Origin of the sequence: Butyricicoccus sp. AM32-19, from assembly GCF_003480365.1 — a bacterium.
GTDB lineage: Bacteria > Bacillota > Clostridia > Oscillospirales > Butyricicoccaceae > Agathobaculum > Agathobaculum butyriciproducens.
Map to the genome: position 1 here is coordinate 41,081 of NZ_QUIX01000012.1, position 12,150 is coordinate 53,230.

Genomic DNA, 12,150 nt, shown 5'->3' on the forward strand with positions numbered 1-12,150 from the left:
ATTCGCTTATATTTTATCCTTTAAGACTTCTTTCAGCTTATTCAAAGCATTTGCCCGATGAGAGATTGTATTCTTGACCTCTGCGGGCAGTTCGCCGAAGGTACAGCCGTATTTCTCGACATAGAACAGCGGGTCATAGCCGAAGCCGCCTGCACCGTGGTTCTCGCGGAGCAGTTCTCCTTCACATTCACCGCGCACGGTGAGCGTTTCGCCGTCCGCAAGCACACACGCGATCGCGCACACGAAACGGCAGGCGCGGTTTTCCTTATCCTGCATATTTTGCAGCAGGAAGGCATTGCGGTCCTCGTCCGTACCCTCGCAGTAGCGCGCGGAGTAGATACCGGGAGCGCCGTCCAACGCATCCACGCACAGGCCGCTGTCGTCCGCGAGAGCGGGCAGACCGGTGAATGCTGCGGCGGATTTTGCCTTGATCATGGCGTTTTCCTCGAAGGTTTTGCCGTTTTCCTCGGGTTCGGGCGCACCCTCCGGCAGCGGAATGATTTCGATGCCGAGGCTGCTCACGATAGCGGACAGCTCTGCCAGCTTTTTCTTGTTATGGGAAGCAAGTACAAACTGCATTACAGACTTTCCCCCATCACCTTGGCCTGCTTGCGGCACAGCGTCAGGCAGCCGCGCTTGCCGAGTCCGAGCAGCTTGCGCAGCTCGGTATCCGTGAACGGACGGCCCTCGCCGGTGCCCTGCACCTCGATGAACTCACCCTTGCTCGTCATAACCACGTTGCAGTCCACGATGGCGTGGCTGTCCTCGGCGTAGTTGAGGTCGAGTACGGCTTCGTCTTCAAAAATGCCGACCGAAACGGCTGCAACCTGTGCGGTGAGCGGCATTTTCTCGATCACGCCATCGGCCAGCAGCTTTTTGCATGCAAGCCACAGTGCAACAAATCCGCCGGTGATGGACGCGCAGCGCGTGCCGCCGTCCGCCTGAATAACATCGCAGTCAATCGTGATCTGGCGCTCACCGAGTGCTTCGCGGTCAACGACCGCACGCAGCGCACGACCGATCAGACGCTGGATCTCGCTCGAGCGACCGTCCAGCTTGAGCGACTTGATATCGCGTTTTTTGCGGGTGCTGGTCGCACGCGGGAGCATTGCGTACTCGGCGGTTACCCAGCCGAGGCCCTTGCCCTCGAGGAACGGCGGTACCTTTTCCTCGACCGACGCGGTGCAGATGACCTTGGTGTTGCCCATCTCAACCAGCACCGAGCCTTCCGCGTACATCGTATAATCAGTGGTAATCTTCACCGGACGCATTGCGCCCTTGGTTCTTCCGTCAGGTCTCTGCATTTTCGTCCTCCTCGGTCTGTTCCTCGTCGTTTTCTGCGTTTTCATGAACCGGCGGCAGGATGGCCTCCAGGAATGCCGCACGATCAAAGTCGATCAGATCGTCAATGCCCTCGCCAACGCCGACCAGCTTGACCGGAACACCCAGTCCTGCCGAAATGGCGATTACGATGCCGCCCTTTGCGGTGCCGTCCAGCTTGGTGAGAATAATGCCGGTCAGCTCGGCAGCCTTGTTGAACTCCTCAGCCTGATGAACCGCATTCTGACCGGTGGTCGCGTCCAGCACGAGCAGCGTTTCGCGCGACGCATCCGGCAGCTCGCGGGAGATAACGCGGTCGATCTTCGCCAGCTCGTTCATCAGGTTGGCCTTGTTGTGCAGACGGCCTGCCGTATCCACGATGATAATATCGCTGCCGCGTGCCTTGGCCGCCGAGATGGAGTCAAACACAACAGCTGCCGGGTCTGCGCCCTCGCCGTGGCGAACGATGTCCGCACCGGCACGTTTAGCCCAGATTTCGAGCTGGTCCGCTGCCGCTGCGCGGAAGGTATCCGCCGCCGACAGCATAACCTTTTTACCCTCATTGACATAGCGGGCCGCCAGCTTGCCGATCGAGGTCGTCTTGCCGACACCGTTGACGCCGATTACCAGAATGACCGCCGGCTTGCCGTCCGTATTCAGCGGCTGGTTATCGAGCATGTTGTCGGTCAGCACCTCGCGGAGTAAATCGCGCAGCTCGTCTGCCGTGGTGGTCTTGCGCAGCTTGGCGCGCTTTTCCACCTCAGCGACGATCTTCGCCGCCGTGGATGCACCGACGTCCGACAGGATGAGTGCTTCTTCCAGCTCCTCGAGCAAATCATCGTCGATCTTGACAAATGCCGCAAACACGCTGTCCAGCGAATGGCTCACCGCATCCGAGGTTTTCTTGAAGCCCTGCTTAATTTTATCAAAAAATCCCATGCTTATCTCCTTATGTTTTTATCTTGCAAATCAGGAATCCGTATTTAGTTATTATTTCCCATAGTAGTTGATACGCCAGTTTTCCCAGTCCGTGCGGTCAATCCGCTCACCCCAGAGAACATAGCCGCGGGCGTGTCCCCAGTGCCGAAACTCAACCGGATGCCGCGCCGCATAGCCGTCTGTCGTAAGAGAGCCGTCCGGCAATCGCCTTTCCACATCCAGCCGATACGGATATTTTGCGCTTCGCATATCCATTGCCGCAATTCTCCATTTTCCATTACTTAATGGTATTTTTGAGCCGTTTTTCTGCCTCAGCCAGATTGAGCATCAGCATTTTGGAAACGCCCTGCTCCTGCATGGTCACGCCGTAGAGCATATCTGCTTCTTCCATTGTACCACGTCTGTGGGTAATTACAATAAATTGTGTCGAATCTGTCAGGCGGCGAATGTATTTTGCAAACCGCTGCACGTTTACATCATCGAGCGCGGCTTCGATCTCATCGAGCACGCAGAACGGCGTAGGCCGCAGCTTGAGAATCGCAAAGTACAGCGCAATAGCGACAAACGCCTTTTCACCGCCCGAAAGCAGCGTAATCGTTTTAACCGCCTTGCCCGGTGGAGACACGCGGATGTCGATACCGCAGTTCAGAATATCCGAGGTATCGGCAAGCTGCAGTTCGGCGTGTCCGCCGCCGAAAATCTCGCGGAAGGTATCGCGGAAGTACACATTCAGCTTGGCGAACTCGGACGCGAAAATCTCCTTCATGCTGACGGTCAGCTGGTCGATGACCTTGCGCAGATCGGTCTGCGCGGTCTCGAGGTCGTCCTTCTGCTCCCGCAGAAAGCTGTACCGCTCCTGCACGCGCTGAAATTCGTCCACCGCATCCAGATTGACGTTGCCGAGCGCCCGCATTTTCAGGCGCAGTTCCTGCACACGGCCGCGCGTTTCACCGAGGTTTTCAATCGGTTTGGCAATCTCTGCCGCCGGTGTGGGTGTCAGCTCGTAGCTTTCCCACATTTTATCCAGAATCTGTGTTTCCTCGGTTTTCAGCTGTCCGGCGCGGTTTTCCAGTCGGGCGGTCTCGCGTTCGAGTTCAAGGATTTCCTCGTTGCGGCTCTGTGCCGCCTTTTCCAGACGGACCCGTTCGCCCTCGGTCTGTTCGCGCCTGCCGGTCTGCCGCGCAAGCTGTTCGCTGAGCAGCCGGGCGGTCGTGTCGCGTCCGTGCTTGGCTGCGCGGACTTGGGTGAGTTCATCGGTCAGGCGTGCGATTTCCGCCGCAAAGCCTGCAATCGTCTGCTCCGCACCGGACACGCCCGCGTCGAGGTCGGCCTTGAGCCGCTCAAGTTCCGCGAGTGCGCGTGCTTCGCTGTCCTGCGCCGTGCGCGTCTCCGCGAGCGCGGTCTGCGCGGCTGTGATGCGCGAAGCCGTCTGCGCCAGCTGTTCCGCGGCGGCGTTCACTGCCGTACGGTGCTCGGTGCAGACCTGCTCGGCAGCTGCAAGCGCCTGCTCTGCGGCAGACCGGCGCTCCGTGCAGGCGGCAAGTGTCTGTTCATACTTCTGCTGCGTTGCTGTGAAGTTAGTTTGTTCAGAAATCAGGCTGTCATACCGTTTCTGCAGGCTTTCCAGCAGGAATTTATGCTGTTTTACCGAAGCAGCAAGTCCGGCTCTCTCCTGCTCCGCGTGCCGGCGGTCGGTTTCGATGGCCTGCGCCTGCGCGGCAAGCGATTCCAGTTCCTGTCCTGCAGCCTGCTCGGTCTGTGCCAGCGTTTTTCGCTCCTGCTCGAGTGCGCGCACGCGCTCCTCGGCGGCGTGCAGGCGTTCCGCCCGCGCCAGTGCGCCGGTGCCGCGGGAGGCCGAGCCGCCTGTCATGGCACCGCCTGCCTGCAGGATTTGTCCGTCTAAGGTGACAATGCGAAACCGGTGTCCGTACGCCTTGGCCAGTGCTAGCGCGGTGTCCATATTCTCCGAAATGACCGTGCGCGCCAGCAGATTGCACACAATATTCTTATATTTTTCATTAAATCTGACGAGAGCATCCGCGGTGCCGAAGCAGCCGTTCTGCCGTTCCAGGCCGGTCTCCCGCAGGCTGTTTGCCCGAATGGTATCCAGCGGCAGGAAGGTCGCGCGGCCGCCGTCCGTGCGCTTGAGGTACGAAATGCACTGCTTGCCCACGCTCGTGCTGTCCACCACGATGGAGGACGCTGACGCACCGAGTGCAGTGTCGATTGCCGTCACGAACCGCTTTTCGGTCGTGATGAGCGCGGAAACCGGGCCGTGCACGCCGTTCATCGCACCCTTTTCAGCCTGCCGCATAACGGCTTTCACCGATCGTGAGAAGCCCTCGTACTCATGCTGCATGTCGGTCAGCATTTTCACGCGGCTCTGCATTTCGCTCAGCGAGGACTGCGCTGCTCGCAGGTCGTTCTGCGCCTGCTCGGCCTTTCGGCGGCAGGTCTCCGCCTGAGCGGCGGCCGTCTGCGCCTGCTTTGCCGTTTCGGCAAGCGTTTGCTCGCACGCGGTCAGTTCCCGCTCGAGATTGTCCTGTGCCTGCTTTTCGGTATCCAGCTGCTGTGCCGCTGCTGCGATTTCGGAATCCAGCGTCATTTTGCGGTCGTTCATGCCCGCCAGACCGCTCTCGGCGGCTGTTCGGTCGAGTTCGAGCTCATGCAGCGTGCGCTCCTGCCCGCGCTGCGCCTGCTCGGCCTGCCGAAGTGCCTGCTCGGCCTGTGTGCGCTGCTGCTCCTGCTCGGCAGACTGTTTTCGGAGTGCATCCAGTTCAGCCGACTGTGCCTTCTCCTGCTCATTCAGCACAGAAATACGCTCGCGCCGTTCGGCAAGCTGTGCATCCATGCTCTGCACCTGCTCGGCGCGGTGCGCGCTCTCCTGCCGTGTGCGCTCGATATTCTCCTCGCAGTTGCGGATGTTCGCCTGAATAACTGCCTCACGGCTGATCTGCTCGGCGGCAAACTGCTCGGCTTCGCGCAGCTCGTTCCGCAGACGCTCAGTTTCCCGGTCAATCTCGCGCAGTGACTCGGCCAGCTGCTCGGACTGCGCATACAGCGTTTCCTGCTGCTGTTTTGCATCCGCAAGCTGCTTTTCGCAGGTTGTCCGGTCTTTATTCAGCTTGGCAGTGTCATTCTTGAGCTGCTCAAGCGACAGCAGCCACAGCGAGACCTCAAGCACGCGCAGCTCATCCCGCAGATGCAGAAACCTTTTCGCCTTGCCAGCCTGCTGCTCGAGCGGCCCGAGCCGGTTTTCCAGCTCGCCGTACAGGTCGCGGATACGCACCAGATTTTCCTCGGTGGCTGACAATCTGCGCTCGGCTTCCTCCTTACGGTAGCGGAACTTGGTGATGCCTGCGGCTTCCTCAAAGATTTCACGCCGATCCTCGCTCTTGAAGGACAGGATCTCGTCAATGCGGCCCTGTCCGATGCTGGAATAGCCGTCGCGGCCCAGACCGGTATCCATAAACAGCTCGTGCACGTCCTTGAGGCGGCAGTGCTTTTTGTTGAGGAAATACTCGCTCTCGCCCGAGCGGTAGTACCGGCGCGTGACCATAATTTCGGTAAATTCCGAGCGGAACACATGCGCCGAATTGTCCAGAATGAGCGAAACCTCGGCAAAGCCGACCGGACCGCGCCTGGCTGTGCCACCGAAGATCACGTCCTCCATCTTCGCGCCGCGCAGAGACCGCGAGGACTGCTCCCCCAGAACCCACCGGATGGCATCCGAAATATTCGATTTTCCCGAGCCGTTCGGACCGACGATCGCCGTAATACCGCCGAGAAATTTGATCTCGGTGCGATCCGGGAACGACTTGAAGCCCTGTAAAATCAGGCTTTTGAGAACCATATGCCACCTCTTTATTATAGATAGTTTTATTTTACCACTGCGGCAGTATCTTTTCAACGACTAACTGCGTCACACAGAAAAAAGAGGTCGATTTCTCGACCTCTTTGCAGTCTGTCGAAAAAGCTGCATTTCGACTCTTTTGCTTCGTGCGGCAGCACGCATAAAATAGAATTTGCGGAGCAAATTCATAAATTCCGAGAGCATGTATCTCGGAATTTATACAAGGGAAGAAAAAATGTGCCTGCAAGGCGCGGTTTTTCTTCGAAATTCGATCGAAAGCGTGGTTTCGATCGAGAGGCTGCTCGGAAAACGTTAGTTTTTCGACAGCCTCAAAAGAGGTCGATTTCTCGACCTCTTTGCCGTTTATCTCTATTGCGGTTTGGCGATAAGCGTCAGCATCCCATATTTTCCAAAGCCTTCTTCGCCGCCATCTGCTCGGCTTCCTTTTTGCTCTTGCCGATGCCCTGCGCGAACACATTGGAGTTGAGCAGCAGCTCCATGGTGAACCGCTTGTCGTGGTCCGGGCCGGACTGCCCTGCCAGACGGTATTCCAGCGTTTCCTGCTTGTTCTTCTGCACGATCTCCTGCAGCATGGTCTTGTAGTCCTTGAACGCGCCGCCTGCCAGCGCAACCTCGACCTTATGCGGGATAAACCGCAGCACGAACGCACGGGCAGGCTCGATGCCGCCGTCCATAAAGATAGCGCCGAGCAGAGCCTCTGTCGCGTCAGCGAGAATGGACGCACGCTTGCGTCCGCCGCCCATCTCCTCACCGTGTCCCAGACGGATGGCTTCGGGGATACCGATCTCGTGCGCGATCTCATCCAGTGCGCCCTCGCAGACGACTGCCGCGCGCAGCTTGGTCAAATCACCCTCCGGCAGATCGGGATAGTGTGTGAACAGGTAACCCGCCGTGACAAAGCCCAGCACAGAATCGCCCAGAAACTCCAGGCGCTCGTTGCACTGCAGGTGCGTGCCGTGGTGCTCATTCGCGTAGGACGAATGCGTCATCGCCAGCCGGAGCAGGCTTTCATCCTTGAATTTATAGTCAATTTTCAGCATTTTTGTTCCTTCTTCCTGTGGATCACTCGGAAACCGTCATGTACTGAATGTTTTCCTTTACTGCATCGATCATGCCGGATTTGGTGTACGCGATGGCCTGACGGACCGCGTTCATCACCGCAATTTCGTTGGACGAGCCGTGCGCCTTGATGACCGGCTTTGCGATGCCGAGGAACGGCGCGCCGCCGATCTTGTCCTGATTGAACACCTCGCGGAAGTCGTCCATGCCTTTCTTGCACAGCAGATAGCCCAGCTTGGTACCGACAGAGGCCATGAACACGCCCTTGATCTCTTTCGACATGAACTTGGCTACACCCTCGATGGTCTTGAGCTGCACATTGCCGGTAAATCCGTCGCAGACAGCAACATCACACGCACCGAGCGGCACCATGCTGCCCTCTACGTTGCCGACAAAATTCAGACGGCCCTCGTCGCCCGCCTTTTTCAGCAGCGCGTAAGCCTCCTTGCGGAGCGGATCACCCTTGGTATCCTCCGTGCCGTTGTTGACAAGACCGACACGCGGCTTGACGACCCCGTTGATCTTCTCCGCGTACAGCGAAGCGAGGAACGCAAACTGCAGCAGCATTTCGGCGGTGCATTCGGTGTTTGCACCCGCATCGCACAGCATAACCTGACCGTTCGCGCACGGCATAACCGGTGCCAGCGCACCGCGTCGGATGCCCTTGATGCGGCCGCCGTACAGCGTCGCGCCGGTGAGCAGTGCGCCGGTGTTGCCCGCGGAAACGAGCGCATCGCCCTCACCGGCCTTGAGCAGCTTGAACGCTACCGCCATGGACGAATCCGGCTTGCGGCGGAGTACCGTTGCGGGATCGTCGTGCATATCGACCAGATCGTTTGCGGGCATGATGGTAATGCCCTTGACATCGGAAAGTCCCTTCTCCTTGAGGACATTCGCTACGACCTCCGGCTTGCCGACCAGCAGCACTTCCTCGCCGTATTCCTTCGCAGCCAGCGCACCGCCCCATACAGCGGATTCGGGCGCGTTATCGCCGCCCATCGCATCAACGATGATCCTCATATTAAAGCTCTCCCTTCAGTTTTTCGATCTGCTCGAGCGCCCGCTCGGAGATTTTGGTGTTCTTCTCCCGCTTGCCCTTGATTTTATAGCCGAGCGGCTCGATAATGCCGAAGTTTACGTTCATCGGCTGGAATTTCGCAACCGTGTGGTCGGAAATATAGGTCGCCAGTGCACCGGTGGCGGTCAGACGGTCGAGTGTCGGCATCGGTTTGCCGAGCACGTCCATGGCCGTTGCCACGCCTGCCACCCAGCCGGAGGCGGTGGACTCCACATAGCCTTCTACGCCGGTCATCTGGCCCGCAAAACGGATGCGCGGGTCGGATTTGAGCGCGTAAGTCGCGTCCAGCAGGCGCGGAGAATCCAGAAATGTGTTGCGGTGCATGACACCGTAGCGCACGAACTCGGCGTTTTTCAGCGCCGGGATCATGGAGAACACGCGCTTCTGCTCACCGAATTTCAGGTGGGTCTGGCAGCCGACCAGATTGTACAGCGTACCGTTCGCGTTGTCGCGGCGCAGCTGCAGGACCGCATACGGATCCTTTCCGGTTTTCGGGTCCGGCAGACCGATGGGCTTCAAAATGCCGAAGCGCAGCGTGTCAAAGCCGCGGCGCGCGTTGACCTCGATGGGCATGCAGCCCTCGAACACCTTAGAGTCCTCGAAGCCGTGCACCGGCGCTTCCTCAGCGGTGGTCAGTGCGTTCCAGAACGCCTCGTACTCCTCGCGGGAGAACGGGCAGTTGATGTAATCTGCGGTACCCTTGCCGTAGCGGGAAGCCTCGTAGGCGGAATCCATATCGATGCTCTCAGCCGTGACAATCGGCGCGGCGGCATCGTAAAAGTGCAGGAAATCGCCGCCGACCTTAGCGTGGATGGCGTCAAACAGCGTATCCGAGGTCAGCGGGCCTGAGGCGATTACGACTCTGCCTTCCGGAATCTCCGTTACCTCACCGTAGACCACCTCGATATTCGGGTGGTTTTTGATCTTCTCGGTGACGGCTGCCGCGAAGGCTTCGCGGTCAACCGCCAGTGCGCCGCCCGCCTCTACGCGGTGTGCATCCGCACAGGAGAGGATAAGGCTGTCCAGACGGCGCAGCTCCTCCTTGAGCAGACCGGCGGCGTTCGCCAGCTCATCCGAGCGCAGCGAGTTGGAGCACACCAGCTCGGCGAAATCGTCCGAGTGGTGCGCAGGCGTGTGCTGCACCGGCTTCATCTCACACAGGCGCACGGAGATACCGCGCTGTGCCAGCTGCCATGCAGCCTCACAGCCGGCCAGTCCCGCGCCGACTACTGTTACCATTTCACTCATTCGGCGCTCTCCTTTGCCGTGGTCTTTTTCTTTGCGGCAGGCTTTTTCGCTGCTGCTTTCTTCTCAGCGGCTTTTTTCGCCTTCTCAGCCGCCTTTTCTGCTTCATACTTTGCCAGAGCCTTGGCGTACTGCTCCTGCTGCTTGGCAGTCAGCTCCTGTACGGCCTCGTCCTTCAGCTTTTTGAATTTATTGGTGGTCTTGGTCATCCACGGCAGGGTTTTCTTTGCGGTGGATTTCTTAGTCGTTGCCTTTTTCGTTGCCTTCTTGACCTTTTCCTCGGTCTCGCCGTTCTTCTCGGCGGCTTCCTTTGCGGCAGCACGTTCCGCAGCCTTGGCGGCACGCGCTTCGCGCATCTTGCGGCGCTTTTCGGTCTCCTCAGGCGACAGACCCTCCTTGACCAGTTCCTTGTAGCCGCAGCCCTCACGCAGACAAACGTCCGTGACCTCCTTGGAATCGCGGTCGGTGTGGCGGAACAGCGAGGAATCGCAGTTCGGGCACTTGGTCTTGAGCGGCTTGTCCCACGTCATAAACTGGCAGGTCGGATAGGTGTCGCACGAGTAGTACACATAGCCGCGTGCGGACTTTTTCTTGACGACCTTTGCACCGCAGACCGGGCACGCAGCGCCGGTGTCCTCGGTGATGGGCTTGGTGTTGGTGCACTCCGGGAAACCGGGGCACGCAAGGAACTTGCCGAACCGGCCGGACTTGATGACCATGTTGCGTCCGCATTTCTCGCAGATAACGTCGGTCACCTCGTCCTGAATCTTGATGCGCTTGCCCTCGAGGTCGATCTCCGCCTGCTTGAGCGCGGCTTCAAAGCCGTCATAGAAGTTGTGCAGCAGCTGGATATAGTTCAGCTTGCCCGCTTCGACCTCGTCCAGCTCGTGCTCCATGTTGGCGGTGAACTCGTAATCGGCAACCGACTTGAACTCGTCAACCAGCAGGCCGGTAACGCCTTCGCCGAGCGGTGTCGGACGGAGCGCCTTGTTCTCCTTGGTGACGTAATCGCGGTCAATGATGGTGGAAATCGTCGGCGCGTAGGTGGACGGACGGCCGATGCCGCGTTCCTCCATCGCGCGGATGAGCGATGCCTCGGTGTAGCGAGCCGGCGGCTGCGTAAAGTGCTGGGACGGCTCGATCTTCTCGGCGGTCAGCTTGTCGCCCTGATCGAAGCGCGGCAGCGGCTTTCCTGCGGAATCCTGCTTTTTCTCGTCGTCCGTGCCCTCCTCGTAAACCGCAGTAAAGCCCGGGAACGCGACCGTATGACCGGATGCACGGAACACCTGACCCTCGCAGACAATGTCGGCGGAAACCGTATCGAGAATGGCGTCTGCCATCTGGCAAGCCACAAAGCGCGACCAGATCAGGCGGTACAGCTTGAACTGATCGGGCGTCAGGTACTTGCGGATTTCTTCAGGCAGCAGCTGCACGTTGGACGGACGAATGGCTTCGTGCGCGTCCTGCGCGTTGCCCTTGGTCTTGAACACACGCGGCTTGCCCGGATAATATTCCTCGCCGTAGCGACCGCGAATGAATCCGGCAGCGGCAGCGGTGGCCTCATCCGCCAGGCGGAGCGAGTCAGTACGCATGTAGGTGATAAGACCGGTCAGACCGTATTCACCGAGTTCAATACCTTCGTACAGCTCCTGTGCGATGCTCATCGTGCGGCGCGGCGTCATATTCAGCTTGCGGCTGGCTTCCTGCTGCAGCGTCGAGGTGATGAACGGAGGTGCGGCGGTGCGCTTTTTCTTGCCGCGCTTGATATTGCCGACGGTGAACGGCTTGCCGGTAACAGCGTTGACAACATGCATCGCCTGCTCTTCGTTTTTCAGCTCAGCCTTGCCGTTCGCGTCGCCATAGTAGCGCGCTGAAAACCTGCCGCCGTCCGCGGTCTGCAGCAGGGCCTCGATCGACCAGTATTCCTCCGGCACGAATGCGCGGATTTCGTTCTCACGGTCCACGACCAGACGGGTTGCAACGCTCTGCACACGGCCTGCGGACAGACCGCGCTTGACCTTGCGCCACAGGAACGGCGATAGCTGATAGCCAACGATTCGGTCGAGAATACGGCGTGCCTGCTGTGCATTTACCAGATCGATATCAATATCGCGCGGGTTCTCGATGCCCGAGCGGACCGCCTGCTTGGTGATCTCGTTAAAGGTCACGCGGCGGGAATTCTTGTCCTTGAGCTTGAACAGCTCCTTGATGTGCCACGAAATCGCTTCTCCCTCGCGGTCAGGGTCAGTTGCGAGATAGACGAAATCGCTCTTGCGGATTTCGCTGCGGATTTCCTTGATGATTTTATCTTTACCCTCGATCGGCACATATTCCGGCTGGAAATCGTGCTCGATATCGATGCTCATTTTCTTTTTCGGCAGATCGCGCAGATGTCCCATCGAAGCCTTGACGACATAGTCCGAACCGAGATATTTTCCGATCGTCTTTGCCTTGGCCGGGGACTCCACGATGACTAATTTAGACATAAAAACCTCCAAAAACTATTTCGTACGCAACCACGCTTGCGTACGAGAGGATGTACCGAACCGCGGGTTCGGATACATCCCATGCGGAGAAAAGTTTCTCCTTCGTCGAATCTTTTCTCCGCACTTCTATAAAAAGGGTGATACACAAG

General features: G+C 58.6%; 9 protein-coding genes. All 9 read right to left on the reverse strand.

Going from position 1 to position 12,150, the window contains the following annotated elements; translation table 11 throughout:
• Nucleotides 1-6 precede the first annotated feature (6 nt).
• The 9 genes from rdgB to topA all read right to left on the reverse strand — a co-directional run bounded on the left by rdgB (nt 7) and on the right by topA (nt 12,001).
• A complete protein-coding gene (rdgB, locus tag DW806_RS10500) occupies nt 7-579 on the reverse strand; it encodes an RdgB/HAM1 family non-canonical purine NTP pyrophosphatase (protein WP_118480379.1) in 573 nt (190 codons plus the stop codon).
• Nucleotides 579-1,304, reverse strand: a complete 726-nt coding sequence (rph, locus tag DW806_RS10505) for a ribonuclease PH (RefSeq protein WP_118480377.1) — start codon at nt 1,302-1,304, stop codon at nt 579-581. Before rph ends, rdgB begins: the two co-directional genes overlap by 1 nt.
• The gene (gene ftsY / locus DW806_RS10510) at nt 1,291-2,259 is read right to left on the reverse strand and encodes a signal recognition particle-docking protein FtsY (protein ID WP_117492602.1); all 969 of its coding nucleotides are present in this window, start codon (nt 2,257-2,259) and stop codon (nt 1,291-1,293) included. Before ftsY ends, rph begins: the two co-directional genes overlap by 14 nt.
• A gap of 51 nt (nt 2,260-2,310) precedes the next feature.
• Nucleotides 2,311-2,514, reverse strand: coding sequence for a hypothetical protein (locus DW806_RS10515; RefSeq protein WP_117492604.1), 204 nt, complete (start codon nt 2,512-2,514; stop codon nt 2,311-2,313).
• A gap of 22 nt (nt 2,515-2,536) precedes the next feature.
• Nucleotides 2,537-6,112, reverse strand: coding sequence for a chromosome segregation protein SMC (smc, locus tag DW806_RS10520; protein WP_118729916.1), 3,576 nt, complete (start codon nt 6,110-6,112; stop codon nt 2,537-2,539).
• A 392-nt stretch (nt 6,113-6,504) separates the two neighbouring features.
• On the reverse strand, nt 6,505-7,173 hold the full coding sequence (gene rnc / locus DW806_RS10525; RefSeq protein ID WP_117750987.1) for a ribonuclease III: 669 nt from the start codon (nt 7,171-7,173) through the stop codon (nt 6,505-6,507).
• A gap of 22 nt (nt 7,174-7,195) precedes the next feature.
• Complete coding sequence (gene plsX / locus DW806_RS10530; protein ID WP_117489291.1) at nt 7,196-8,212, reverse strand: phosphate acyltransferase PlsX; 1,017 nt, start codon at nt 8,210-8,212, stop codon at nt 7,196-7,198.
• A gap of 1 nt (nt 8,213) precedes the next feature.
• Nucleotides 8,214-9,518, reverse strand: coding sequence for a methylenetetrahydrofolate--tRNA-(uracil(54)-C(5))-methyltransferase (FADH(2)-oxidizing) TrmFO (gene trmFO / locus DW806_RS10535; protein ID WP_118729917.1), 1,305 nt, complete (start codon nt 9,516-9,518; stop codon nt 8,214-8,216).
• Nucleotides 9,515-12,001, reverse strand: a complete 2,487-nt coding sequence (topA, locus tag DW806_RS10540; protein ID WP_118729918.1) for a type I DNA topoisomerase — start codon at nt 11,999-12,001, stop codon at nt 9,515-9,517. Before topA ends, trmFO begins: the two co-directional genes overlap by 4 nt.
• Nucleotides 12,002-12,150: the final 149 nt, after the last annotated feature.

Coding starts and splice junctions, on each gene's coding strand:
- topA (WP_118729918.1), bottom strand. CDS start 12,001: ATGTCTAAATTAGTCATCGTGGAGTCCCCGGCCAAGGCAAAGACGATC.
- ftsY (WP_117492602.1), bottom strand. CDS start 2,259: ATGGGATTTTTTGATAAAATTAAGCAGGGCTTCAAGAAAACCTCGGAT.
- DW806_RS10515 (WP_117492604.1), bottom strand. CDS start 2,514: ATGGATATGCGAAGCGCAAAATATCCGTATCGGCTGGATGTGGAAAGG.
- smc (WP_118729916.1), bottom strand. CDS start 6,112: ATGGTTCTCAAAAGCCTGATTTTACAGGGCTTCAAGTCGTTCCCGGAT.
- rnc (WP_117750987.1), bottom strand. CDS start 7,173: ATGCTGAAAATTGACTATAAATTCAAGGATGAAAGCCTGCTCCGGCTG.
- plsX (WP_117489291.1), bottom strand. CDS start 8,212: ATGAGGATCATCGTTGATGCGATGGGCGGCGATAACGCGCCCGAATCC.
- rdgB (WP_118480379.1), bottom strand. CDS start 579: ATGCAGTTTGTACTTGCTTCCCATAACAAGAAAAAGCTGGCAGAGCTG.
- rph (WP_118480377.1), bottom strand. CDS start 1,304: ATGCAGAGACCTGACGGAAGAACCAAGGGCGCAATGCGTCCGGTGAAG.
- trmFO (WP_118729917.1), bottom strand. CDS start 9,518: ATGAGTGAAATGGTAACAGTAGTCGGCGCGGGACTGGCCGGCTGTGAG.